Here is a 23,230-nt window from a genome sequence, read left to right as displayed (position 1 = left end):
AAAGGAGCATTCCCATGATCAAGACGTTGGCACTGGTGATCGCAGCGGGCCTGTTGGCCGGCTGCGGCAGCACGCCGAACGCGGCGTCCGAGGCCGGAACGCCTGGGGCGCAGCCGAAAAAAAGCTGCTACCAGGCTGACTGGCAAGCCGAGACCATGCCGGTGATCAACAAGCGCATCGGCAATGAACGGCTGGAGAAATACGACGCTGCGCCCAACGGTCAGGAACAGGGTTGTCCTTGACGGGTCTGATCAATTGGCGGCCGTTGGTCGCCTCACGAGGATTGGCAATGAAAGGCGTTTTCGCCCTGGCAGCCCTGGCCCTGTTGGCCGGCTGCAGCAGCATGAACATGTTCAACAAGGCAGAGCCTGCCGACAAGTGGACCACCTGGACCTGCGACAGCAAGGCCGAGGTCAACTGGCGCTTTGCCAATGCAGCCCGCAGTGAGGTGGACGTACGCCTCGGCGGTTCTGACCAGGTCTACCGCCTCAAGCAAGACGTCGCCGCCTCGGGTGCGCTGTACGCCAACGACCAATTGGCGTTTCACACAAAAGGTGAGGAAGGCCTGGTTTACTGGGTCGCCACCGACGATTTGATCGGCCGTGGCTGCAAGGCCCAGTAAGAACTCGATCTCAAGACAAATGAGATCCAAATGTGGGAGCGGGCAAGCCAGCTCCCACATTGACCCCGTTTCAAATTGAGATGGGTTAAATCCAATCAGCAATAACGATTCAGCAGGCCAGGCATGCAAACCCTGACCGGCAATAACTTGAATAGCAGCCGCCGCTACGGCAGGCTTGCACGATTAACGACCCTCGACCGGGAGAGACAACACAATGGCACTTATCAGCATGCGTCAAATGCTGGACCACGCAGCCGAATACGGCTACGGCGTCCCAGCCTTTAACGTCAACAACCTTGAGCAGATGCGCGCCATCATGGAAGCCGCTGACAAGACCGACTCCCCTGTGATCGTCCAGGCTTCGGCCGGTGCCCGCAAATACGCCGGCGCGCCGTTCCTGCGTCACCTGATCCTTGCCGCGATCGAAGAATTCCCGCACATCCCGGTGTGCATGCACCAGGACCACGGCACCAGCCCTGACGTGTGCCAGCGCTCCATCCAACTGGGCTTCAGCTCGGTGATGATGGACGGCTCCCTCGGCGAAGACGGCAAGACCCCGACCGACTACGAGTACAACGTACGCGTCACCCAACAAACCGTCGCCATGGCCCACGCCTGCGGCGTGTCGGTTGAAGGCGAGTTGGGCTGCCTGGGTTCCCTGGAAACCGGCATGGCCGGCGAAGAAGACGGCATCGGCGCCGAAGGCGTGCTGGATCACAGCCAGATGCTGACCGACCCGGAAGAAGCCGCTGACTTCGTCAAGAAGACCCAGGTCGACGCCCTGGCCATCGCCATCGGCACCAGCCACGGCGCCTACAAGTTCACCAAGCCACCTACCGGCGACGTGCTGGCCATCGACCGCATCAAGGAAATCCACAAGCGCATCCCCAACACCCACCTGGTGATGCACGGTTCTTCCTCGGTGCCGCAAGAATGGCTGGCGATCATCAACCAGTACGGCGGCGACATCAAAGAAACCTACGGCGTACCGGTTGAAGAAATCGTCGAAGGCATCAAGCACGGCGTGCGCAAGGTCAACATCGACACCGACCTGCGTTTGGCGTCCACCGGTGCGATGCGTCGCCTGATGGCCACCAACCCGAGCGAGTTCGACCCGCGTAAGTTCTTTGGCGCCACGGTGACTGCGATGCGTGATGTGTGTATCGCGCGTTATGAAGCGTTTGGTACTGCCGGTAATGCTTCGAAGATCAAGCCGATCTCGTTGGAAGCGATGTACCAGCGGTATTTGAAAGGTGAGTTGAACGCCAAGGTCAACTAAGCCCCGAGCGTTTGAAAAGAAGCCCGCAGCGATGCGGGCTTTTTCTTGCCTGCTGATTCAAACAACAGTGAAACGTAGATTCTGCGAGATGACAGTGTAAGTTCCGGATGCGTTTGTCTGTTCGAAATAAATATCGTAGATACCAGGTAAGCCGAATTTGAACCGTACCTCCGCCTCGTAGTGCTCGCGTTTATTGGTAATGAATGCCTGCAAGAGGGCAGGGGTCAGCAGGGTGGTGATAACAGTCACCGTGGGGAAACCGGCAGAGGGAACCGGGTACAAGTAATAGGTGATCGTGTCATTGATCCGGGTGTCTATGTCGAGCAGGTGATAGAGGACGAGATACCTGATATTGATACTGACTACCGGCAAAGTCTGAGGGCCGGTGAAAAAACTCCCAGGCGGTACCGCGTTATATATTTTGGGTTGGTTGCCCGATGAAAATCCAGAGACAGGAGCTTGAGCAATAGTAATTAAGCTGGGCATCAACTACTCCGGGGTAACGTGGCTATCGGTAGGGCAATCTCTGGCTCAGTCACTCAACTGCGTCCGACGTTGTGATCTGAGTGCGGTGCCGTGTGCCAAGTCTAAAGGGAGTTGATGTGCCCTCCACCTGTGAAACTTGACAGTGTTTTATAGGAGTTGGCTATATCGATGGTTTTTTCCATTCCCCAGTGTGCTGAAGAATGAAAAAAACCGTGCTGACAGGGTGTCGGTGTTCAGTCGTGATCAATATCCAACTTTGCAAAGGTCACCTTCGCGCCTTCCTTGCTATCTCCACTGTTGTCCTGCACATACGCCCCCGCCTTGAAATACAACGGCTTCGCCCCCCACGCCGCACCAATGCGTTCGTTCCACTCGCCATCCGCGGCATACACGCTGAGCAACCCTGCCTTATTCAGATTGATCACGTAGGTGAAGCTCTTCTCCAGCGGCACATTCGAAGCGACGATCACTACCCGCCCTTCATCCTCATCCGGGCGCATGCGCACTTTGGCGACGATGTTGCCGGTCTGGGTCTTCTCCTTGAATTGATACTCCAGCTTGATCAGCGGTTTCTGGCTGTCGTAGGCGTGAATCTGCCCGATCACGATCTTGCCCGAGGATGGCACTTGATTGACCGCCAGGGTCGCGCGCAGGAAGTTGTCCGCATCCGGGTAGGTCCAGTTGCGCAAGCGCCCATCGGCGTAGGTTTCGCGCAGTTCGCTGCGTGGGTAGATGGCGTTTTCGGTGCGGGTGCCGGTCACGGGGGTCCAGAACTGCACGTTGCTGCCTTCGGCCTGGAAGTATTGATCGTTAAAGCCGCTCATCAGCTTTGGCGTATCGATGGTCGCAGGTGGGGAGCCGACAGGGATGCTCAGGTTCCAGGTAGAGAGGTCGATCATGGCGTAGGCCTTTTTACAGAGGGGTGAAAGCTATGGCCCGGAGGCCAGACAAGTTCTTTATAGGCGGTGCTTGTCCGGTTGTTAAACACTGGTTGGCAACTTATTGGCGTCAGCGAAATGTCAAAAAGCCATGTTTCCCATGAACCGCGGGCTGTAGCGGTTGACCGTTAGTCGGCTGACTGAACTTTGCGTCTATCATGGCATCCACGTCACTTCTGATTTTCAGGAACCGGGTCTAGAGTGACGTCTCAGGGTTTGTCCGGGTTTTCTCTCAAAAATGACCGGAATTGCACCTTAAGGAAGAGAAGCAGCATGGATTGCGCTCCACACAACGGCGATGGCAGTTCGGTTCTTTTGGTGGTCGACGACTACCCGGAAAACCTCATCAGCATGCGTGCGCTTTTGCAGCGTGAAGATTGGCGGGTGATGACCGCCGCGTCCGGCATGGAAGCGCTGGAATTACTGTTGGCCCACGAAGTCGACCTGGTCTTGCTGGACGTGCGCATGCCCGGCATGGACGGTTTTGAAGTGGCGCGGCTGATGCGTGGCAGCCAGCGCACGCGCATGACCCCGATTATTTTTCTCACCGCCAATGCGCAGTCGCCCGCCGCCGTGCAGGAAGGTTATGCCAGCGGGGCGATCGACTACCTGTTCAAACCGTTTGACCCGCATATCCTCAAGCCCAAGGTCCAGGCGTTGCTGGAACACCAGCGCAACCGCCGGGCCTTGCAGCGCCTGAGTCATGACCTGGAGTCCGCCCGCGCCTTTAATGCCTCGGTGTTGGACAACGCCGCCGAGGGCATTCTGGTGGTGGGCGAGGGCAGTGTGATCCAGTACGCCAACCCGGCGATTTCGCGGTTGTTGAACGCCACGATGCTCGAGTTGCAGGGCGAGAGCTTCCTGAGCTTCCTGCAAAAGCCCCACGTGCCCGCCTGGCTGAGCTTCCCCATGTATGAGGCGTACTGCAAAGGTGAGACGTGGCGCCAGCACGACGCCATTTTGCGCACCAGTCGCGGCCAGCAGGTGGCGGTGGCCTTGTCCAGCGCGCCATTGCCCGCCGAGCAGAAGGCCATGGTGGTGACGGTGCTGGACATGTCCGAAGTGCGCCACCTGCATCAGCAGCTGGAGTTCCAGGCTGTGACCGACCCGTTGACCGGCCTGCTGAACCGGCGCGGCTTCTACCAGGCGGTGGAAAGCACGTTGCTGCGCAGCGAACGCAACGAGAACGCGCTGGTGCTGCTGTACCTGGACCTCGATGGCTTCAAGCGGGTCAACGACTCCCTTGGCCATGATGCGGGGGATCGTGTATTGCGTTGGGTCTCGGAGCAGATGCAGGCATGCCTGCGCTCCTACGACATTCTGGGGCGCATGGGGGGCGACGAATTCACCGCGCTGCTGGAGCTGGAATTCCCCGAGCAAGCGGCGAAGATTGCAGAAAAACTCATCGAGCGCGTGTCGATCTGCCAGCAGGTTGACGGCCTGGATGTGATGCTTGGCGTGAGCATCGGCATCGCCACGTTCCCCGACTGCGGCGCGGACTTGAGCGGCCTGTTGCGTGCAGCCGACATCGCCATGTACGAAGCCAAGCGCGCCGGGCGTCAGCAGTATCGCTATTACGATCAAGACATGAACGGCCGCGCCCGCTCACGCCTGATGCTGGAAGACAGCGTGCGCACGGCCATCGAGAACAGAGATTTCACACTGGTGTACCAACCCCAGGTGTCGCTGCTGGACGGGCGTTTACGTGGCGTCGAGGCGTTGTTGCGCTGGCAGCACCCCAGTGTCGGTGATGTGCCGCCAGGGCTGTTTTTGCCGCTGCTGGAAGAGGCGCGGTTGATCAGCCAGTTGAGTGCCTGGATCTACCAGCAAGTCGCCGCCCAGCGCCAGGCCTGGCAAACGTTTGACCCGGAGTTGGTGCTGAGCGTCAGCCTGAGCGGCAACCAGTTCAATATGCCCAACCTCGCCGCCCAGTTGCAGCAGGTGGTAGAGCGCCATGGATTGCAGGGGCGCCAGCTGGAAGTGGAGATCAGCGAAGACTGCCTGACCAGCAACCTGGAAGAGTCGGCCAAGCAACTCAAGCTGCTGCGCCAGATCGGGGTGCGCATCGCGCTGGATGACTTTGGTTGCGGCCATTGTTCCCTGGCCCATCTGCGTGACCTTGAGTTCGACACCCTCAAGCTCGACCCGCAACTGGTCGCCCGTCTGCCGGGATCGACCCGGGATGCGGCGATGGCGCGCAGCATCATCGAACTGTGCGGGCACTTTGATGTGCTGGTGGTTGCCGAAGGGGTGGCCACCCAGGCGCAGGCGGATTGGCTCAAGTCCAATGGTTGCGCGTTTGCCCAGGGCCCGCTGATTGCGCAACCGCTGATGGCCGACGAAGTCGCCAGCTGGCCGCACCCTCGGCAGGTCTGAATTCGTTACACTGGCGGCCATTCGAACCCTGTTGCAGACCCCATGACCGCGCTGAAATACCTCCAGGCCTATCCCGCTGCGCTCCAGGAGCAAGTGCGCCAACTGATCGCCAAGGACCAGTTGGGCGCCTACCTTGAGCAGCGCTACCCTGAACGTCACGCCGTGCAGAGCGACAAGGCCCTGTACGCCTACGCCCTGGCCTTGAAGCAGGAACACCTGCGCAACGCGCCGGCCATCGACAAAGTGCTGTTCGACAACCGCCTGGACCTGACCCACCGCGCCCTCGGCCTGCATACGACGATTTCACGGGTGCAGGGCGGCAATCTCAAATCCAAGAAAGAAATCCGCATCGCGGCGCTGTTCAAGGACGCGGCGCCGGAGTTCCTGCGCATGATCGTCGTTCACGAACTGGCGCACTTCAAGGAATCGGACCACAACAAGGCGTTCTACAAACTCTGCGACTACATGATGCCGGGCTACCATCAGGTGGAATTCGACCTGCGGGTGTACCTCACGTATCGCGACCTGCAAGGCAAGCCCTGACCGCATAAGGCGACCGACCATGGATGTGAGCAAAACCAAGAGCAGCTTCTACCGCCGCCTGTACGTGGCGTACCTGATCGACAGCGGGCTGGCGAGCAATGTGCCGGCATTGACCGACGTCACCGGCATGCCCCGGCGCACGGCGCAGGACACGATTGCGGCGTTGGCCGACTTGGACATCGTGTGTGAATTCGAGCAGGAAGACGGGGCGCGCAATCATGCGGGGCAGTATCGGATCCGCAGCTGGGGGGCGATTGATCGGGGGTGGATTGCGGGGAATCTGGCTTCGGTGAAGCAGGTGTTGGGGTATCCCTGAAGTTTTGTGGTGAAGGGGCTGGCGTTATCGCAGCGATGCGGCGACCCGACAAGCCAGCTCCCACATTTTGACTGTATTCACAAATCAGAATGTGGGAGCTGGCTTGCCTGCGATGCGGCCCTCAGACCCGCCGCATCCCAATATGCGGAATGTCATCCTCCAGATATTCCTCTCCCGCCACCACAAACCCATACCGCCCGTAATACCCCTGCAAATGGGCCTGGGCCGACAGAAAGATCGGCGTCTCGGGCCAGATGTCGGCAATCCGCTTGAGCGTCTCTTCCATCATCTGGTGGCCCAACCCGGTGCCCCGCGCCACCGGCGCCACGATCACCCGGCCGATCACCACGTCACCGCCCTGGGACTCCGGGTCCAGCAGGCGCAGGTAGGCCACCAACTGGTCATCCTGCCAGGCCATCAGGTGGTGGGTGTCGCCTTCCAGATCCTGCCCGTCGATGTCTTGGTAGACGCACTTTTGCTCGACGACGAACACCTCGCCACGCAGGCGCAGGATCGCGTACAACTGCTCCTTGCCCAGGTCGGTGTGATGTTTGCAGACCCAATCGACTGTCATGGCGAAATCTCTTATCAGTAGGTGTTCTGGATAGTAAGCGCGACGAGCGATTGTGTCTAAATCAGCTATTTTTTGTGAGTGAAATCAATTTGCCATCATTGGGTGCATTCGCCGCCCGTTTCTTTGTGTAATCTTGAGCTACTGTTAGAACCTCTGGGCCCGCCAAGGATGTTGAGCATGCCGCGATTGTTTCGTGCCGTTGCTTTGATTGGAGTGTTGTTGCTGGCCCAGCCGGCGTTCGCACAGCGTTTACGCTTGGTGGCGGATGCCTGGCCTCCCTTTACCGATGCCACCTTGATCAATGGCGGCTTGGCCACCGACATCGTCAGCACGGCCTTGGCCCGTGCCGGCTACGCCAGTGATTTCGAGCAGGTGCCCTGGGCCCGTGCGCTGATGGGCGTGGGTGACGGGCGCTACGACGTGCTGGTCAACGCCTGGTACGACGATGCCCGTACCCGGCTGGGCCAGTTTTCCGGCGAGTACCTGCTCAACCGCGTGCGTTTCATCAAGCGACGCGACGACCCTATCGAGTTCAACAACCTTGAGCAATTGCACGCGTACCCCATCGCGGTGGTGCGCGGCTATGCCTACTCCGCAGCGTTCGACGGCGATGCGCAGTTGCAGAAAGTCCCGGTGCACAGCTTCGCCATGGCCGTGCGCATGCTGGCGGCGCAACGGGTACGGCTGACGGTGGAGGATGAATATGTGGCGCGCTATTACCTGGCACGGGAGTCGCCCAAGGTGCGCAATGCGGTGGAGTTTCTACCCACACCGTTGAGTGAAAACAGCCTGCATATCCTGGTGAGCCTGAAGAACCCCGAACACGCTCAGATCGTTGCCAGTTTTGATCGGGAGATTGCCCGGATGAAGGATGATGGCAGTTATGCGCGGTTGATGAAGGCGCATGGGATGTAGTGTCTGGAAGGGCCTCTTCGCGAGCAAGCCCGCTCCCACATTGAAACGCGTACATCATTTGGAATGCGGTCAAATGTGGGAGCGGGCTTGCTCGCGAAAGCGATTTAAGCCTCGCCAGTCTCTTTGATCAAATGCGCCGCCAGAGTCCGCAACGGCCCCAACTGCCGACAAATCAACGCCAACTGCGTCTGCACCAATCGCTGCCCCTCATCAATCTCATCCGGCATCTGCTCCAGCTCCGCCGCCAACGCTTCCTCGGCATCACTCTGAATCGCAATCGGCTGCTTGTTCGCCAGCCCCGTGGCGATTTCATCGATGCTCGCCGCCAATGTCTTGCCGGCGCCGTCGATCAGATGCTCGCGCACCTCGGCCGGCAACTGCGTTTCGCGGTGCGCCCCCAGCCCCGACAAGTAGCTGAGCAAGGTGTGTGACAGCACCAGGAAGCGAAAGCCCACATCGGCTTCCTTGCGGAAGTGCCCCGGCTCCATCAGCATGTTCGCCAGTGTGGTGGACAGCGCCGCATCGGCGTTGTGCGCGTTGCGCCGGGCCAGGCGATAGGCGAGGTCGTCGCTCTTGCCGGCGGCGTACTGCTGCATGATCTGGCGCAGGTAGATGCTGTTGCAGGTCAGGGTATTGGCCAGCACCTTGTTCAGGCGTCGACCTTGCCAGTCCGGCAGGAACAGGAATACCGCCAGGCCGGCGATCAGGCTGCCAAGCAAGGTATCGAACAGGCGCGGCAGGAACAGCCCGTAGCCGTCGCCCACCTGGTTGAAGCAGAACAACACCATCAGGGTGATCGCCGCCGTGGCCAGGGTGTAGCGGGTGGTGCGGTTGATAAAGAACACCAGGCCGGCGGCGATGGCGAACATCGACTGCACCAGCGGGCTGGGGAACAGATCAAACAGCGCCCAGGCCACGGTCAGGCCGATGGCGGTGCCGATGATCCGCTGGCCGAGCTTGCGCCGCGTGGCGCCGTAGTTCGGCTGGCACACGAACAGTGTGGTGAGGATGATCCAGTAGCCTTGCGAGGCGTGGATCGCATGCAGCATGCCGTAGCCGACGGTCAGCGCCAGGGACAGGCGCAGCGCATGGCGGAACAGCAACGAGGTCGGCGTCATCTGCGTGCGCAGGCGCGTCCACATTTCCTTGAGGTTGCGCGGGGCACGGTCGAGCAGGTTGCTGTCGGTGGCGTCGGCCAGGCTATCGGGGTTGCTCGCGTCGCCGAGCAGGCGGTCCAGTGTGGACAGGTTGGCCGCCAGCGCCCGCAACGAACGCAACAGGCCGCGCCAGGCCGGGTTGCTCTGGATGCGCAGGTGTTCCAGGGATGCGTTCAGGTCACCCAGGGCTTCGGCGAAGCTGGCGTCATAGATGAACGGCTGGCGCAGTTGGATCGACTCGGCCAAGGCCTGGCAGGCCTTGCCTTGCTGGCGCAGCAGGCGCTGGCAGCGGAACAGCACGTCACTGTGGAAAAAGGCTTCGGCCAGGGCGTTGTAGGGGTAGTGCGACGAGCTGGCGCGTTCGTGGATGTCCTGGGCGAGGAAGTACAGCTTGAGGTAGCGACTGACCTTCGAACCCGGTCGGCCATTGCCCACGCGGTGCAGGATGATTTCCTTCGCGGCATTCAGCGCGGCGACCACCCGGCCGTTTTGCTGGGCCAGTTCCAGGCGGCGCGCTTCCACATCCAGCTGGCGGATCGGTTCGAACAGCGACGATTTGAGCTTGAGGTAGCGCCCCAGTTCGCGGAACAACCGCGCCAGGCTCTGCTGCACCGGCTGGTTGGAAAACAGCGCCTGCCACAGCACCGACAACGCGCCATACCAGGCCGCACCGGCCACCAGCAGCAGCGGCTCATGCCAGAAGTCCGAGACCGCGCCACCGCGCTGGTCCACACCGATCATGGTGTACACCGACAGGATCAGCGTCGCCGAGGCAATCGCCCCGTAGCGTTCGCCCAGGGCGCCGAGCATGGTCAGGCAGAAGGTGGCCAGGGCCAGGGAAATCGCGAAAATCCACGGGTAGGGGAACAGCAACTCCACGGATAGCGCGGCAATGCTGAAACACACCAGCGTCACTGCCAGGGCGTTGAGGCGGCCTTGCCAGCTGTCGTCGGTCTCGGCCAGGGCACTGGCGATAATCCCCAGGAACAGCGGGATCAGCAGGGTCATCTCATCCTGATACCAGCACAGCGCCATACTGCCGGTGAGGGCGATGAACACCCGGATGCTGTAGCTGAATTTATCCAGCGCCCACAGGCGGCGCAGGGACTGCTTGAACGAGGTCGATGACATGAAGGCTGGAGTCTTCCGGGACGATGCCGTTAAGTTGGCGCATCAGTGACGCCACGGCAAGGGTCGTGATCACATCTACTCGCAATTATTTCAGCAACACCCCATAACCCTGTGGGAGCTGGCTTGCCTGCGATAGCGGTGGTGAATCCACCACCGCTATCGCAGGCAAGCCAGCTCCCACAAGGGATTGCCTTTCAAAGGTTGAAACCGTGGTGTCAGGCGTATTGCGCGGCGGCGTAGCCCGAAGCCCACGCCCACTGGAAGTTGAACCCGCCCAAGTGACCGGTCACATCCAGCACTTCACCGATAAAGTACAGCCCAGGGCTTTTCAGGGATTCCATGGTCTTGGACGACACCTCCCGCGTATCCACCCCGCCCAGCGTTACCTCGGCCGTGCGATAGCCCTCGGTGCCGGCTGGCACCAACTGCCAGCTGCCGAGTTTCTGCGCGATGTCGGCAATCTCGGCATGGGTGTACTGCTTCATCGGCTTGGACACAAACCAGGTTTCCGCCAGCAGGTTGGCCATCTTCTTGGTGAAGATCTCGCCCAGCAGGGTTTTCAGCTCGCTGTTCGCACGCTCGGCCTGTTGCTGTTGCAGCCAGGTGTGGGCGTCGTGGTCGGGCAGCAGGTTGATCTCCACGGTGTCGCCGGGTTCCCAATACGAGGAAATCTGCAAGATTGCCGGGCCGCTCAGGCCGCGGTGGGTAAACAGGATGTTCTCGCGAAAGCTCTGGTCGTTGCAGCTGACCAGGCAATCCACCGAGGTGCCGGACAACTCGCCGCACAAGTCCTTGAGCTGGTCGGTGATGGTGAATGGCACCAGCCCGGCGCGGGTCGGCAGCAGTTCGTGGCCGAATTGCCTGGCCACCTGATAGCCAAAGCCGGTGGCGCCCAAGGTTGGAATCGACAGGCCGCCGGTGGCGATCACCAGGGACTCGCAGCGCAGTTCGCCGAGGGTGGTCTGCAATTGGTAGCCGCTGTCGACTTTGGCGATCTCCTGGATGGAGGTGTCCAGGTGCAGGCTGACGCCGGTCTGGATGCATTCGTCGAGCAGCATGCCGAGGATGTCGCTGGACTTGTTATCGCAGAACAGCTGGCCGAGTTTTTTCTCGTGGTACGGCACGCCGTGCTTGGCCACCAGCCCGATGAAATCCCACTGGGTGTAGCGCGCCAGGGCGGATTTGCAGAAGTGCGCATTGTGCGAGAGGAAGTTGGCCGGCTCGGTGTACAGGTTGGTGAAATTGCAGCGGCCACCGCCGGACATCAGGATCTTCTTGCCGGCCTTGTTGGCATGGTCGATCAGCATCACCTTGCGCCCGCGCCCGGCGGCGGTCAGTGCGCACATCAAGCCTGCGGCGCCGGCGCCAATGATCACAACTTCGGTCGAGCGCAAAACGGTGTCCTCATACAAGTGCTGATTTGAAATACAGTCCAATGTGGGAGCGGGCTTGCTCGCGAATGCGGTGTGTCAGCCACTGAATAAGTTGACTGGTCCACCGCATTCGCGAGCAAGCCCGCTCCCACATTTTGATCTCTGTATGGCGTGAAAGCTTTACAGGATGCGCACGCGCAACGAACGGCCCTTGATCTTGCCGTCATTCAAACGCTGCAACGCCTGCTTGGCGATGCCGCGTTCCACGGCCACAAAGGCCTGGAAGTCGAAAATCGCGATCTTGCCGACCTGGGCCCCCGGAATCCCGGCTTCACCCGTCAGTGCACCGAGGATGTCACCCGGACGCACTTTGTCTTTACGGCCAGCGGCGATGCACAGGGTGCTCATGACTGGCAGCAACGGCCCACCACTTTGCGGCTTGAGGTTGTCCAGTTGGTCCCAGTTCAACGGCGACTTCTGCAACTGCTCGATAGCCTGGGCGCGGTGCGCTTCGGACGGCGCCACCAGGCTGATCGCAATCCCGGTCTCACCGGCACGGCCGGTACGGCCGACGCGGTGGATGTGGATTTCCGAGTCACGGGCCAGTTCGACGTTGATCACCATGTCCAGCGAGTCGATGTCCAGGCCACGGGCGGCGACGTCGGTCGCTACCAGCACCGAGGTGCTGCGGTTGGCGAACATCGCCAATACCTGGTCGCGGTCGCGCTGTTCCAGGTCGCCATGCAGGCCAACGGCGGAGATGCCCTTGGACGTCAGGTGATCCACGGTTTCCTGCACTTGCTGCTTGGTAAAGCAGAACGCCACGCACGAAGCCGGGCGGAAGTGCGCCAGGACCTTGGTCACCGCGTCCATGCGCTCTTCCGGCGAGATTTCGAAGAAGCGCTGTTCGATCTGATCGTCGGAGTGGAACGCCTCGGCCTTCACTTGCTGCGGCGCGCGCATGAACTTGGAGGCCAACTGCTTGATGCTTACCGGGTAGGTGGCCGAGAACAGCAGGGTCTGGCGGCGTGCCGGGGTCTTGCTGATGATGTCTTCGATGGCATCGTAGAAGCCCATGTCGAGCATGCGGTCGGCTTCGTCGAGGATCAGCGTATTCAAGCCATCCAGCACCAGCGAACCCTTGCGCAGGTGCTGCTGGATCCGGCCCGGAGTGCCGACGATAACGTGGGCGCCGTGTTCCAGGGAGGCGATCTGCGGGCCGAGGGACACGCCACCGCACAGGGTCAGGACCTTGATATTGTCTTCGGCACGGGCCAGGCGACGGATTTCCTTGGCGACCTGGTCGGCCAGCTCACGGGTCGGGCACATCACCAGCGCCTGGCAGCCGAAGTAACGCGGGTTGATCGGGTTCAACAGGCCGATGCCGAAGGCGGCAGTCTTGCCGCTGCCGGTCTTGGCCTGTGCGATCAGGTCCAGCCCCTTGAGGATCACCGGCAAGCTTTGCGCCTGGATCTGCGTCATCTCGACATAACCCAGCGAGTCGAGGTTAGCCAGCATGGCGGCGGACAGCGGCAAAGTATTAAAAGCGGTGGCGATGGTAGTCACGGGACTGGCTCTGCAAAACAAAATGTCGCGCAGTGTACCAGCCCTGTGGGATTTTCCCCGCAAGTTCTAGACGAGACGCCACTTAATGCTCGATGTGCTGCTCCGGGCTGGCCAGCCGTTTGCCGTCTTTTGGCGATAATTGCAGGAAGATCGCCGCCGCCAGCATCGCCATGATGCCTACGGTGAGGAAGGTCAGCTGGAACGCGCCGAGCACGCTTTCCACGCCATCGTTGCCGGTTTCTGCGGTGAACCCGCCGAGCAATGCACCGGCGCAGGCCACGCCAAGGCTGAGGGACAATTGCGCCACGACCGACAGCAAACTGTTGCCGCTGCTGGCCTGGGCGTCGTCGAGGTCGATCAGGGTGACGGTGTTCATCGCGGTGAATTGCAGCGAGTTGATTGCCCCCAGCACCGCCAGCATGCCCAGCAACAAAGGGTAGGGCGTGTGTTCCGTGACCAGCCCCATGCTCGCCAGCATGATGCCCAGCGCGAGGGTGTTGCCGGTCAGCACGATGCGGTAGCCCACACGCTCGATCAACGGCCGCGCGATGGACTTGGCAAACATCGCCGCCGCCGCCAGCGGCAACATGCTCATCCCGGCTTCCGACGGCGAATAGCCCAGCGCCACCTGCAACAGCAGCGGCACCAGGAACGGCAGCGCGCCGCTGCCCAGGCGCGCAAACAAGTTGCCGAGGATGCCCACCGCAAAGGTGCGCGTCTTGAACAGCACCGGCGAGAACAGCGGGTTATCGATATGCCCGGCGCGCAGCCAGTACGCCGCCAGGCACGCCAGCCCGCTGAACAGCAGCAACATCACCCGCAGGTGCGGCAGGTGCAGTTCGCCCAGGCCTTCCATGGCGATGGTGATCAGCACCATTGCCGCGCCAAACAGCAAGAAACCCAGGCTATCAAAGCGAGTGCGCTCGCTGCCGCGCAGGTCGGGGATGAATTTCCACACGGCGTAGCAACCGATCATGCCCACCGGCAGGTTGATCAAAAAGATCCAGTGCCACGTCAGGTATTGCACCATCCAGCCGCCCATGGTCGGGCCGAGCAGCGGGCCAAGCAGGCCGGGGATGGTGATAAAGCCCATGATCCGCACCAGCTCGGAACGCGGGTAGGCGCGCAGTACCACCAGTCGCCCGACCGGCAGCATCAACGCACCGCCCAAGCCCTGGATGACCCGCGCGCCCACCAGCATGCTCAGGCTGCTGGACAACGCGCACAGCAGCGAACCGATGCTGAACAGCATGATCGCGCCAAAGAAGATTTTCTTGGTGCCGAAGCGGTCGGCGATCCAGCCCGAGGCCGGGATCAGCAAGGCGACGGTGAGCATGTAGGCGATCACCACGCCTTGCATGCGCAGTGGGTTTTCCGCCAGGTCCCGGGCCATGGCCGGCAGTGCCGTGTTCAGAATCGTCCCGTCCAGCGACTGCATGAAGAAGGCAATCGCCACCACCCAGGGGAGCCAGCGGGCGGTCTTGGCATCGAGCGGGACGCGATTCGGCATAGAAAACCCTTTTTGTTAGCAGGCTATGTGTCGGCGATTATGCGCCATCCGTCGTGCGTTTTCCCACCAGGAAATCCAGCAGTTCACGGTGCACCGCCACGGCGGCCTCACTGGATTCGAGGTCGAGCAAGTGCCCGGTATGTTCGGCCACGGCAAAGCTGCTGCGCCCCACATACTGCTTGAATACCTGCGCCTCGGCGGCCGGCGTGTATTCATCCAGCGCGCCGTTGATGAAGTGCACCGGCGTTTCAATCTTCTTGAGTTCCGGCAGGTAATTGCCATCGCCCAGCGCCAGCACCTGATGAATATGAAAGCGCGCCTGGCGGTATTCGGTGGTGGCCATGGTCGACAGGTGCCGATGGTTATTGCGCTTGAGCCGAGGCGACAGGTATTTGCCCACCGTCTCGTTGAGCAGATGGCCGACGGCGGACTTGTCATCCGCCTCGATCAGCACGCGCACGCGCTCCACGTAATCGAGCATCGCCCTGTTGAGGTCTGGCGCCAGGGCCATCACCACCGAGCTTTTGATCGATGGCGGGTTGTGCGCCAGGGTCAGCAGCGTGGAGATGCCGCCCCAGGAGGCCGACACCAGATGGTTGACCTCGAAGCGCTCCACCAGGGCGCGCAGCATCTGGACTTCATCGTCCTTGGTCACCAGATCCAGGTCGGTGTTGTGTTCGCGGGAATAGCCCGAGAAGGGCAGGTCGAACAACAACACATTGAAATGCTCGGCCAGGCACTTGCTGGTGCGGGCGAACGAGCGGGTGGTGGACAGCGCGCCATTGACCATCAATACGGTGTCTTTCTGCGGGTCGTTGCCCAGTTGCTCAACGTGAACGTTGTAGTGCTTGAACAGCTTGTTGATGACGAAACTTCCGTGGTCCATGTCAACGCTCACTTCCTGTGGGTGGCGGTATGCCACTAACCGTTATAGCGAGGTTTTTTGCAGGGGACAACAGAGCACGGGGGAACAAGTGCGAGATGGGATTTTGCGGTAGGACGGTGCGAAGCGAGGTATCAGAAACCTGCACAGTGCAATGTGAGAGTGGGCTTGTGTGGGAGCGGGCTTGCTCGCGAAAGCAGTGTGTCAGTCACTGAATGAGTTGACTGACCCACCGTATTCGCGAGCAAGCCCGCTCCCACACAAGCCGGGGGGTGTTGTGTTTAGAGGGTCAAGGTCAGGCGTTTGACCAAGGCGCCCGGGAGCAGGTTGGATGAGGTATTGCGCTGGCTGTAAGTGCTCGGCGACAGCAGCAACTCCCGTTCCGCCGTCAGCGCCTCCAACTGCGAACCGAGCAAGCTGTACACACTGTCATCAAAGCGCATGGTACTCACCGGCGCCTTGATCTCGCCGTCCTCTACCCAGAACGTCGCAAAGCGCGTCATGCCGGTCAGGCGCGCCGCCGGCAGGTCGGAGTAGTTCAAGTACCACAGGTTGCTGATGTACAAACCGGTGCCCAACCTCTTGAGGATGTCGGCCTGGGCCAGGTTGCCCGCCGCCATCTGCAAGGCGCTCGGCGCTTCGTCACGGCTTGCGCCGTTGGTGCTCAGGCCGTACTCGGCGGCGCTGCGCGAGTTGATCAGCTCGCCTGCGGCCTGGCCCGCGTTGATCAGCGTGACATCGCCCCGCGGATAGCCTTCGCTGGAAAACGCTTCGCTCAGGGAGCCGCTGATGCGCTCATCCACCGTCACCAGCGGGCTCAGGGATTGTTCCCCGGCATACAGTTTTTGCAGCGAACTGCTTTTGCTGGCGATGGCCTGGGCGGAAAAACCGCCCCAAGTGATGATGCTGATGATTTCTTCCATGGCCGCCGGAGCGAGGTAGGCGCGGTACTGCCCCGGTGCCAGCTTGTGCAGTGGGCGGCCAAGGAACTCGAGTTGCTCGCGGGCCTGTTGCAAGCGTGCGGCAAACGCTTTGCTGTCCCAGGTGTGCCCGGCGTAGCTGGCTTTCACCGCTTCGCCATTGGCGTGGAACAGGCTGAAGTCGAAGTTGAAGCTATTGGCCTGGTGCCAGCCGAACGCCCCCGAAGAGCTGGCAAAACCACGGCTGATCGGGCCGGCGGCGTAGAAGCCAACCAGGTCCACGCCGTCGGCGGCGCGGCTGATGTCGTCCAGCACCTGGGCCAGCGCTGGCAATGGCTGTGCCTGTTCGTTGCGGCTTTGCCAGGCGTTTTGGTTCAGCAGCAGGTACGGGTCTGGCGGCAGCAGCGGCAGGGTTTCGCGCAACTGTTGCAAGCCGTCGGCGAGGCGCTGGCGGTCCAGTTGCGGTGCACCGGCGAGGGTGATGTTCAGGTCGGCGTGGCGGTCAGCGTTGATCAGCTTGAGCGTGACGCTGGCCTGCTGCACCTGCCCGGCCTGGCGCACCTTGGCGTGGTTGAAACGTACGAACTCGGACGCTTCGGCGGCGTAGCCCAAATGAAACTGTTCGTTGTCGGTGATGGCCTGCTTGAGCCATTCCACCAGTGCCTTGAAGTCGTTCATCAGGCATCTCCCCCAAATACATCGACATCACTGAACACACAGGCCGGCGACGCATGGCCGACGCGGATCACCTGGTTGGGTTCGCCTTTGCCGCAGTTCGGCGTACCCAACACCTTGAAGGTGCTGGCATCGCCGACGGCGCTGAGGTTGCGCCAGAACTGCGCGGAAATTGCCCGGTAGTTGGGGTTTTTCACCACGCCCTTGAGCTCGCCGTTTTCGATCAGTTGGCCCCATTCGCAGCCGAACTGGAATTTGTTGCGCGCATCGTCGATGGACCATGAACGGTTGGTCGACATCAGGATGCCGTTTTCGATGCCGCCAATCATCTGCGACAGGCTCTTGTCACCCGCCTCGATATTCAGGTTGGCCATGCGGTCGATGGGCGCGCGGTTCCAGCTGCTGGCGCGGCTGTTGGCCACGCCTTGCATGCCCGCACGGAATTGCGACAACGCACCGCCCAGCGGCTTGAGCAACAACCCTTCGCGGATCAGGAATTGCTTGCTGGCGGCGGTGCCGTCGTCGTCATGGCCGTAGCTGGCGAGTTGCTCGGGGATCTGCGGGTCGAAGGTCACGTTGAGCAGCGGTGAGCCGTATTGCAGATGGCCGAAGTCGCTGGCCTTCACAAAACTGGTGCCGGCGTAATTGCGCTCGTCGCCAAGGATGCGGTCCAGTTCCAGTGGGTGGCCGATGGATTCGTGGATTTGCAAAATCATCTGGTCGGGCATCAACAGCAGGTCGCGCGGGCCATTGGGCGTATTTGGCGCGAGCAGCAGTTGCAGGGCTTCATCGGCAATGCGCGGCGCGGCGCCGACCAGGCCGAAGCGGCTGATCACGCCAAAGCCGCCTTGCTGGCCGAAGTTGCTGCCGCCCAGGGTGCGGGTCTGGCTGTCGTGGCCGTCGTAGGCGGTGACGTTGACGCCGGGGAACACGAAGCGTTGGGCCTGGCGCAGTTCGGCGCCGGCAGTGTTGAGGTAGATCTGCTCGACGTGGGTCAGGCCCAGGCTGACTTCCCAGTTCACCAGGCGCTCGTCTTTGGGCACCGCAGCGGATTCATCGCCGAGCAGTTGGTAGCAGTCGCTCAGGGACGGGAAGGCTTGCTCGAGATCGGGCGACAGGTAGTCGGCCACATCGCTGGACACCGGCTGGTCGCGCAGGTCGAGCAGGGCGTGGGCAGCGATCTGCCGGGCTTGCTGTTCGGCGCGCTCAAGGGCGGCTTGCAGGCCGGCGAGGGAAATGTCGTTGGTCGCGGCGTAGGCTTCCACACCGTTGACGCGCACGGTGAGCATGGCGCCCTCGTCGTGGTTCAGGTGCGGCGGTTCGGCGACGTTCTTGCGCACGGCCAGGTAGTGGCCGGATTCGCGCACGTAGCGCAGGGAGAAGAATTCGGCGCAGGAGCGCAGGGCACTGAAGTGCTGTTTGAGGATGGAGTGTTTATCGAACATGGGGCCTTCCTTGTGGGCGGCTCGTCGCGGGCAGGCGGACAGAGTAGGCCTGGGCTGGGAGCTGATCAAGGAAAGTGTAGGCGGGTGGTTTTGTGGTGTCTGGTCGGGCCTCATCGCGGGCAAGCCCGGCTCCCACAGGTGATCGAGTTATTTAGACGAACTCGGTCAACTGTGGGAGCTGGCTTGCCTGCGATACAGGCGACGCGGTGTATCAGTTACTGCGCGGTAGGGCCCACTTCACGCAGCGGCTTGCCACGCACTGGCGCATCGCCGGCCACGTAGTAGTCGGCAGTGCTGCGTGGCAGCGGCTGGCGGCCACGGATCTTGTCGGCGATTTTCTCGGCGATCATGATCGTCGGCGCGTTCAGGTTGCCAGTGGTGATGATCGGCATGATCGACGCATCCACCACACGCAGACCTTGCATGCCGTGTACACGGCCTTCGCCGTCCACGACTGCCATCTCGTCGGTGCCCATCTTGCACGAGCAGGACGGGTGGAACGCAGTCTCGGCGTGCTCGCGGATGAACTTGTCGAGCTGTTCATCGGTTTGCACGTCGATGCCCGGGCTGATTTCGCGGCCACGGTACGGGTCCAGGGCCGGCTGTTGCATGATTTCACGGGTCAGGCGAATGCCGTCGCGAAATTCCTGCCAGTCCTGTTCGGTGGCCATGTAGTTGAAGAGGATGCTCGGGTAGTCGCGCGGGTTCTTCGACTTCAGCTGGATGCGCCCACGGCTCGGCGAACGCATGGACCCCATGTGCGCCTGGAAACCGTGTTCTTTCACACCGTTGCTGCCGTTGTAGTTAATCGCCACCGGCAGGAAGTGGTACTGGATGTTCGGCCACTCGAATTCTTCACGGGTACGGATAAACCCGCCCGCTTCGAACTGGTTGCTGGCGCCGATGCCGGTGCCGTTGAACAGCCACTCGGCACCGATCGCCGGCTGGTTGTACCAGAGCAGCGACGGGTACAGCGACACGGGTTGGGTGCACGCGTATTGCAGGTACAGCTCAAGGTGGTCCTGCAGGTTCTCGCCGACGCCGGGCAGGTCGTGGACCACCGGGATGTCGAGGCTTTCCAGCAGTTTGGCCGGACCGACACCGGAGCGTTGCAGCAGTTGCGGCGAAGCGATCGCACCGCTGCATACCAGCACTTCCTTACGGGCGCGGGCTTCGACGCGTTCTTCGGCGGCACCGATCAGGTAACGCACGCCGACCGCACGCTTGCCTTCGAACAACACTTTGTCGGTGAGGGCGTGGGTGACGATGGTCAGCGTCGAACGCTTCTTGGCGGTGTCCAGGTAACCGCGTGCGGTGCTGGCGCGACGGCCTTTAGGCGTGACGGTACGGTCCATCGGGCCGAAGCCTTCTTGCTGGTAGCCGTTCAAGTCTTCGGTACGCGGGTAACCGGCCTGCACGCCGGCTTCGACCATGGCGTGGAACAGCGGGTTGTTGCCGGCCTTTGGCGTGGTCACGCTGACCGGGCCATCGCCGCCGTGCCAGTCGTTAGGACCGATGTCGCGGGTTTCGGCCTTGCGGAAATACGGCAGGCAGTCGAGGTAGGTCCAGTCTTCCAGGCCTGGCAGCTTCGACCAATTGTCGTAGTCCATGGCGTTGCCACGGATGTAGCACATGCCGTTGATCAGGGAAGAACCGCCCAGGCCCTTGCCGCGACCACATTCCATGCGGCGGCCATCCATGTGTGGCTCTGGATCGGTTTCGTAGGCCCAGTTGTAGCGGCGGCCTTGCAGTGGGAACGCCAGCGCGGCTGGCATTTGCGTACGGAAATCGAAACGGTAGTCCGGGCCGCCGGCTTCCAGCAGCAGGACGGTGACGCCTTCGTCTTCGGTCAGACGGGTCGCCAGGGTGTTACCGGCGGAGCCGGCACCCACGATGATGTAGTCGTATTCTTGGGACATAAATGCACCCTCTTTGGAGATGGTCAGGTCGGGCCTCATCGCGGGCAAGCCCGCTCCCACAGGGGAACGCATTCCAAGTGTGGGAGCTGGCTTGCCTGCGATAGGGCACTCACAGGCAATACAAGGCTCGGGTGTTAGAACACCGAGGCGTAATCGCCCAGCTCGACCTGTACCGATTTGATGCGGGTGAAGTTGTTCAGCGAGCTGATGCCGTTCTCACGGCCCACACCGGATTGCTTGTAGCCGCCCACCGGCATCTTCGCGTCGGACTCGCCCCAGGCGTTGATCCAGCAGATACCCGCTTCCAGCTGATGAATCACGCGGTGGGCGCGGTTCAGGTCCTTGGTCACCAGGCCGGCGGCCAGGCCGAAGTCGGTGTCGTTGGCGCGGCGGATCACTTCTTCTTCGGTTTCGTAGGTCAGGATCGCCATGACTGGACCGAAGATTTCTTCACGCACGATGACCATGTCGTCGGTGCAGTCGGTGAACACGGTCGGGGCCACGAAGGCGCCTTTGGCGAAGTCGCCGTCGGTCAGGCGCTCGCCGCCGCACAGCAGGCGTGCGCCTTGCTCTTTGCCCTTGGCGATATAGCCCAGCACGCTTTCCATGTGGGCAAAGCTGACCAGTGGGCCGAAGTTGGTGTTTTCGTCTTCCGGGTTGCCGACGCGAATGCGCGCGACACGCTCGACGATCTTGGCTTCGAACGCCGCTTGCAGGTGCTTGGGCACGAACACGCGGGTGCCGTTGGTGCACACCTGACCGGAGCTGTAGAAGTTGGCCATCATCGCGGTGTCGGCGGCGCGGTCGAGGTCGGCGTCGTCAAAGATGATCAGCGGGGACTTGCCGCCCAGTTCCATGGTCACGTCTTTGAGCGAGGAGCTCGACGCGCTGGCCATGACTTTCTTGCCGGTGTCGGTGCCGCCGGTGAACGAGATTTTCTCGATGCGCGGGTGCTCGGTCAGCCAGGTGCCGACTTCACGGCCGCTGCCGGTCAATACGTTGAACACGCCCGCTGGTACGCCGGCTTCGGTGTAGATCTCGGCCAGTTTCAGGGTGGTCAGCGAGGTGACTTCGCTTGGCTTGAAGATCATCGCGTTACCGGCGGCCAGGGCCGGTGCGGATTTCCACAGGGCGATCTGGATCGGGTAGTTCCACGCGCCGATACCCGCCACCACGCCCAGCGGCTCGCGGCGGGTGTAGACGAAGGAAGTGTCACGCAGCGGGATCTGCTCGCCTTCGATGGCGGGCACCAGGCCTGCGTAGTATTCCAGCACGTCGGCGCCGGTGACGATGTCGACGTACTTGGTTTCGGAGAACGCTTTACCAGTGTCCAGGGTTTCCAGGGCCGCCAGTTCGTCGTTGCGCTCGCGCAGGATGTCGACGGCACGACGCAGGATGCGCGAACGCTCCATGGCGGTCATCGCGGCCCAGATTTTCTGGCCTTTTTCGGCGCTGACCACGGCACGTTCAACGTCGTCTTTCGTCGCGCGTTGCACTTGGGCGAGAACTTCACCGTTAGCCGGGTTGATGGCTTCGAAGGTGGCATCGCTGCCAGCGTCGCTGTAGCCGCCGTCAATGTAGAGTTTTTGCAGTTCGAAACGGGCCATAAAGTCCTCGCAAGTGCATAAGTGGTTGGCGTTGACCACCGCACCGTAGGCCGGTGCGGCAGCGTTCAGGGGTTGAGCGTCTATGTGTGCTCTAACTCACCTGCTTGGCCAATTGGAAATCCATGTATTCGTAAGCGATCCGTTGCGCCTGCGCCGTGTCGAAAGCGTCTCCCGACAGGGCGCCGCGCAACCACAAACCGTCGATCAGGGCCGCCAGGCCTCGGGCTGCTTTGCGTGCGTGCGGCAGCGGCAGCACTCGGCGGAACTGGCAGCACAGGTTGGAATACAGACGTTGATCGTTGATCCGCTGCAACCTGTGCAATGACGGGTGGTGCATGCTGGTGGCCCAGAAGGCCAACCAGGTTTTCATTGCCGGGCCGTTGACCTGGCTGGCGTCGAAGTTGCCCTCGATGATCACCTGAAGGTGTGCCCGTGGGCTGTCGTCCGTCAGCGCGAGCCTGCGTTCGTGGACGTTGTCGATCAGCGCGTTCATCAAGTAGCGCATCGTCGCTGCAATAAGGCCGTTCTTGTCCTTGAAGTAGTGACTGATGATGCCGTTCGAGACGCCGGCCAAACGGGCGATCAGCGCAATGCTGGCATCTCCCATCCCGACCTGATCGATGGCCGTCAAGGTGGCTTCGATCAATTGCTGGCGGCGTATGGGTTGCATACCGACCTTGGGCATGTAGCACCTCTCCTTAGGCCTGCCGACTGGCGATAAACGTCCGTCGGCTTGATGGCCAGTCTATTTTGTTTTGATTGAACGTTCAATCAACAAAGAATAAGATCTGCGACAAATGGTCGCTGCCTACAGAAGTTTCCTGCCTGAGAGCCGCGACAAATGACACCTGCAAAAACCCTTGAAACGCCCTGTCTACCTGTCCGGTAGGGGGCCAAGGGTTTTCGGGGTGTCTTTATAACACCCGTCCGTCGCCTGCCCATAAAGCGATGTCCCGGGATAACCGCTGCCTTGTGTTTCTCTTTCGCACTGCCCG

General features: G+C 61.4%; 20 protein-coding genes. 7 read left to right on the top strand and 13 right to left on the bottom strand.

Annotation, left to right across the window (positions count from 1 at the left end):
• The first annotated feature begins 14 nt into the window (after nucleotides 1–14).
• From PSH81_RS25200 to fba, 3 genes are all read left to right on the top strand, one after another.
• Nucleotides 15–242, top strand: coding sequence for a hypothetical protein (locus PSH81_RS25200; RefSeq protein ID WP_192299915.1), 228 nt, complete (start codon nucleotides 15–17; stop codon nucleotides 240–242).
• A gap of 47 nt (nucleotides 243–289) precedes the next feature.
• Nucleotides 290–622 carry an MliC family protein gene (locus PSH81_RS25195; RefSeq protein WP_192299914.1) on the top strand — a complete coding sequence of 111 codons (333 nt, stop codon included), beginning with the start codon at nucleotides 290–292 and terminating at the stop codon, nucleotides 620–622.
• 214 nt (nucleotides 623–836) lie between these two features.
• Entirely contained in the window at nucleotides 837–1,901 is a 1,065-nt protein-coding gene (gene fba / locus PSH81_RS25190) for a class II fructose-bisphosphate aldolase (RefSeq protein ID WP_192299913.1), read from the top strand.
• 57 nt (nucleotides 1,902–1,958) lie between these two features.
• Here the strand turns inward: fba and PSH81_RS25185 are convergent, their stop codons facing one another.
• A complete protein-coding gene (locus PSH81_RS25185) occupies nucleotides 1,959–2,387 on the bottom strand; it encodes a hypothetical protein (protein ID WP_226454531.1) in 429 nt (142 codons plus the stop codon).
• 233 nt (nucleotides 2,388–2,620) lie between these two features.
• Nucleotides 2,621–3,286, bottom strand: a complete 666-nt coding sequence (locus tag PSH81_RS25180; RefSeq protein ID WP_226454530.1) for a polysaccharide lyase family 7 protein — start codon at nucleotides 3,284–3,286, stop codon at nucleotides 2,621–2,623.
• A gap of 312 nt (nucleotides 3,287–3,598) precedes the next feature.
• Between PSH81_RS25180 and PSH81_RS25175 the strand changes: the two genes are divergently transcribed.
• Genes PSH81_RS25175 through PSH81_RS25165 form a run of 3 tightly spaced genes read left to right on the top strand, consistent with a single transcriptional unit; the run spans nucleotide 3,599 to nucleotide 6,560 of the window.
• On the top strand, nucleotides 3,599–5,701 hold the full coding sequence (locus PSH81_RS25175; RefSeq protein WP_226454529.1) for a bifunctional diguanylate cyclase/phosphodiesterase: 2,103 nt from the start codon (nucleotides 3,599–3,601) through the stop codon (nucleotides 5,699–5,701).
• Nucleotides 5,702–5,743: 42 nt separating this feature from the next.
• Nucleotides 5,744–6,244 carry a M48 family metallopeptidase gene (locus PSH81_RS25170; RefSeq protein WP_017735682.1) on the top strand — a complete coding sequence of 167 codons (501 nt, stop codon included), beginning with the start codon at nucleotides 5,744–5,746 and terminating at the stop codon, nucleotides 6,242–6,244.
• A 19-nt stretch (nucleotides 6,245–6,263) separates the two neighbouring features.
• Nucleotides 6,264–6,560 (top strand): helix-turn-helix domain-containing protein, encoded by a 297-nt coding sequence (locus PSH81_RS25165; RefSeq protein ID WP_192299909.1) that lies wholly within the window; start codon nucleotides 6,264–6,266, stop codon nucleotides 6,558–6,560.
• Between the two features lie 121 nt (nucleotides 6,561–6,681).
• On the opposite strand, the gene PSH81_RS25160 is transcribed toward PSH81_RS25165, so the two are convergent.
• Nucleotides 6,682–7,134 (bottom strand): GNAT family N-acetyltransferase, encoded by a 453-nt coding sequence (locus PSH81_RS25160; protein WP_226454528.1) that lies wholly within the window; start codon nucleotides 7,132–7,134, stop codon nucleotides 6,682–6,684.
• 177 nt (nucleotides 7,135–7,311) lie between these two features.
• Here PSH81_RS25160 and PSH81_RS25155 point away from each other — a divergent pair, with 177 nt between their 5' ends.
• The gene (locus tag PSH81_RS25155) at nucleotides 7,312–8,049 is read left to right on the top strand and encodes an ABC transporter substrate-binding protein (protein WP_226454527.1); all 738 of its coding nucleotides are present in this window, start codon (nucleotides 7,312–7,314) and stop codon (nucleotides 8,047–8,049) included.
• Nucleotides 8,050–8,153: 104 nt separating this feature from the next.
• On the opposite strand, the gene yccS is transcribed toward PSH81_RS25155, so the two are convergent.
• From yccS to betI, 10 genes are all read right to left on the bottom strand, one after another.
• On the bottom strand, nucleotides 8,154–10,337 hold the full coding sequence (gene yccS, locus PSH81_RS25150; RefSeq protein ID WP_192299906.1) for a YccS family putative transporter: 2,184 nt from the start codon (nucleotides 10,335–10,337) through the stop codon (nucleotides 8,154–8,156).
• Between the two features lie 215 nt (nucleotides 10,338–10,552).
• A complete protein-coding gene (locus PSH81_RS25145) occupies nucleotides 10,553–11,731 on the bottom strand; it encodes an NAD(P)/FAD-dependent oxidoreductase (protein WP_192299905.1) in 1,179 nt (392 codons plus the stop codon).
• A 159-nt stretch (nucleotides 11,732–11,890) separates the two neighbouring features.
• Nucleotides 11,891–13,228, bottom strand: a complete 1,338-nt coding sequence (gene dbpA / locus PSH81_RS25140; protein ID WP_230412671.1) for an ATP-dependent RNA helicase DbpA — start codon at nucleotides 13,226–13,228, stop codon at nucleotides 11,891–11,893.
• A 130-nt stretch (nucleotides 13,229–13,358) separates the two neighbouring features.
• Complete coding sequence (mdtD, locus tag PSH81_RS25135) at nucleotides 13,359–14,786, bottom strand: multidrug transporter subunit MdtD (protein ID WP_226454525.1); 1,428 nt, start codon at nucleotides 14,784–14,786, stop codon at nucleotides 13,359–13,361.
• Nucleotides 14,787–14,823: 37 nt separating this feature from the next.
• Nucleotides 14,824–15,672, bottom strand: coding sequence for an alpha/beta fold hydrolase (locus PSH81_RS25130; protein WP_305391671.1), 849 nt, complete (start codon nucleotides 15,670–15,672; stop codon nucleotides 14,824–14,826).
• Nucleotides 15,673–15,950: 278 nt separating this feature from the next.
• On the bottom strand, nucleotides 15,951–17,267 hold the full coding sequence (locus PSH81_RS25125) for a TldD/PmbA family protein (RefSeq protein WP_305391670.1): 1,317 nt from the start codon (nucleotides 17,265–17,267) through the stop codon (nucleotides 15,951–15,953).
• Entirely contained in the window at nucleotides 17,267–18,709 is a 1,443-nt protein-coding gene (locus PSH81_RS25120) for a TldD/PmbA family protein (protein ID WP_226454523.1), read from the bottom strand. Before PSH81_RS25120 ends, PSH81_RS25125 begins: the two co-directional genes overlap by 1 nt.
• A gap of 215 nt (nucleotides 18,710–18,924) precedes the next feature.
• Nucleotides 18,925–20,628, bottom strand: coding sequence for a choline dehydrogenase (betA, locus tag PSH81_RS25115; protein ID WP_226454522.1), 1,704 nt, complete (start codon nucleotides 20,626–20,628; stop codon nucleotides 18,925–18,927).
• A 134-nt stretch (nucleotides 20,629–20,762) separates the two neighbouring features.
• Complete coding sequence (gene betB / locus PSH81_RS25110) at nucleotides 20,763–22,235, bottom strand: betaine-aldehyde dehydrogenase (protein WP_305391669.1); 1,473 nt, start codon at nucleotides 22,233–22,235, stop codon at nucleotides 20,763–20,765.
• A gap of 91 nt (nucleotides 22,236–22,326) precedes the next feature.
• A complete protein-coding gene (gene betI, locus PSH81_RS25105; protein ID WP_015886274.1) occupies nucleotides 22,327–22,920 on the bottom strand; it encodes a transcriptional regulator BetI in 594 nt (197 codons plus the stop codon).
• Nucleotides 22,921–23,230: the final 310 nt, after the last annotated feature.

This window comes from Pseudomonas sp. FP2335, from assembly GCF_030687535.1.
Classification (GTDB): domain Bacteria; phylum Pseudomonadota; class Gammaproteobacteria; order Pseudomonadales; family Pseudomonadaceae; genus Aquipseudomonas.
Note: the sequence above shows the minus strand (reverse complement) of the source record. Positions and strands in the feature narration are given on the sequence as shown.

What these genes read in the sequence shown, in the direction of transcription:
- PSH81_RS25200 (WP_192299915.1), top strand. Translation starts at nt 15, where the DNA reads ATGATCAAGACGTTGGCACTGGTGATCGCAGCGGGCCTGTTGGCCGGC.
- PSH81_RS25195 (WP_192299914.1), top strand. Translation starts at nt 290, where the DNA reads ATGAAAGGCGTTTTCGCCCTGGCAGCCCTGGCCCTGTTGGCCGGCTGC.
- fba (WP_192299913.1), top strand. Translation starts at nt 837, where the DNA reads ATGGCACTTATCAGCATGCGTCAAATGCTGGACCACGCAGCCGAATAC.
- PSH81_RS25185 (WP_226454531.1), bottom strand. Translation starts at nt 2,387, where the DNA reads ATGCCCAGCTTAATTACTATTGCTCAAGCTCCTGTCTCTGGATTTTCA.
- PSH81_RS25180 (WP_226454530.1), bottom strand. Translation starts at nt 3,286, where the DNA reads ATGATCGACCTCTCTACCTGGAACCTGAGCATCCCTGTCGGCTCCCCA.
- PSH81_RS25175 (WP_226454529.1), top strand. Translation starts at nt 3,599, where the DNA reads ATGGATTGCGCTCCACACAACGGCGATGGCAGTTCGGTTCTTTTGGTG.
- PSH81_RS25170 (WP_017735682.1), top strand. Translation starts at nt 5,744, where the DNA reads ATGACCGCGCTGAAATACCTCCAGGCCTATCCCGCTGCGCTCCAGGAG.
- PSH81_RS25165 (WP_192299909.1), top strand. Translation starts at nt 6,264, where the DNA reads ATGGATGTGAGCAAAACCAAGAGCAGCTTCTACCGCCGCCTGTACGTG.
- PSH81_RS25160 (WP_226454528.1), bottom strand. Translation starts at nt 7,134, where the DNA reads ATGACAGTCGATTGGGTCTGCAAACATCACACCGACCTGGGCAAGGAG.
- PSH81_RS25155 (WP_226454527.1), top strand. Translation starts at nt 7,312, where the DNA reads ATGCCGCGATTGTTTCGTGCCGTTGCTTTGATTGGAGTGTTGTTGCTG.
- yccS (WP_192299906.1), bottom strand. Translation starts at nt 10,337, where the DNA reads ATGTCATCGACCTCGTTCAAGCAGTCCCTGCGCCGCCTGTGGGCGCTG.
- dbpA (WP_230412671.1), bottom strand. Translation starts at nt 13,228, where the DNA reads ATGCTGGCTAACCTCGACTCGCTGGGTTATGTCGAGATGACGCAGATC.
- mdtD (WP_226454525.1), bottom strand. Translation starts at nt 14,786, where the DNA reads ATGCCGAATCGCGTCCCGCTCGATGCCAAGACCGCCCGCTGGCTCCCC.
- PSH81_RS25130 (WP_305391671.1), bottom strand. Translation starts at nt 15,672, where the DNA reads ATGGACCACGGAAGTTTCGTCATCAACAAGCTGTTCAAGCACTACAAC.
- PSH81_RS25125 (WP_305391670.1), bottom strand. Translation starts at nt 17,267, where the DNA reads ATGAACGACTTCAAGGCACTGGTGGAATGGCTCAAGCAGGCCATCACC.
- PSH81_RS25120 (WP_226454523.1), bottom strand. Translation starts at nt 18,709, where the DNA reads ATGTTCGATAAACACTCCATCCTCAAACAGCACTTCAGTGCCCTGCGC.
- betA (WP_226454522.1), bottom strand. Translation starts at nt 20,628, where the DNA reads ATGTCCCAAGAATACGACTACATCATCGTGGGTGCCGGCTCCGCCGGT.
- betB (WP_305391669.1), bottom strand. Translation starts at nt 22,235, where the DNA reads ATGGCCCGTTTCGAACTGCAAAAACTCTACATTGACGGCGGCTACAGC.
- betI (WP_015886274.1), bottom strand. Translation starts at nt 22,920, where the DNA reads ATGCCCAAGGTCGGTATGCAACCCATACGCCGCCAGCAATTGATCGAA.